The sequence below is a fragment of the Lederbergia sp. NSJ-179 genome (assembly GCF_022867885.1).
GTDB lineage: Bacteria > Bacillota > Bacilli > Bacillales > Bacillaceae_C > Lederbergia.
On record NZ_JALIFP010000120.1, the window covers coordinates 1 to 514 of the forward strand.

Sequence of the window (514 nt, forward strand, 5' to 3'; positions counted from 1 at the left end):
GCACCTGCACTGGAAAAGGCGAAAGATCTCATTAAAGAACCTACGAAATATAATAGGGCAACATCGGTCGGTGCTGCCAAATATGTAAAAAATTTAACTTTTGATTCCAAGACAGGTGAGATACTTGATAGCGCTAAACAGGCGTTGCTCTTTGATGAAGAGAAATTAAAGAAGGAAGAGGAATTCGATGGCTACTACGCCATTATCACAAGTGAATATAAAGAATCCGATGGTCGAATTATTGAACTATATAGAGGTCTATGGAAAATTGAAGAATCTTTTAAGGTAACAAAAAGTGATATAGAAAGCAGACCAGTCTATCTTTCAAGGCAGGAACATATTGAAGCCCACTTCCTAACATGCTTTGTATCGCTTGTCATAGCAAGGTTATTAGAGCACCGATTGAAAGGAAAACATTCGATCTCTGCTATACTTGACAGCCTGAAAAAAGCGTCCTGTAGCCATATACAGGAAAATTATTATTTGTTTGACCATTATGATGAGGTGCTTTCCG

The 514-nt window shown here is 37.9% G+C and carries 1 protein-coding gene; it reads left to right on the forward strand.

The genetic code is table 11. The annotated features are described in order from the left end of the window. Positions 1-514 (forward strand): IS1634 family transposase (locus MUB24_RS23125; protein ID WP_244708103.1); only part of this gene is annotated, 514 nt, incomplete at both ends.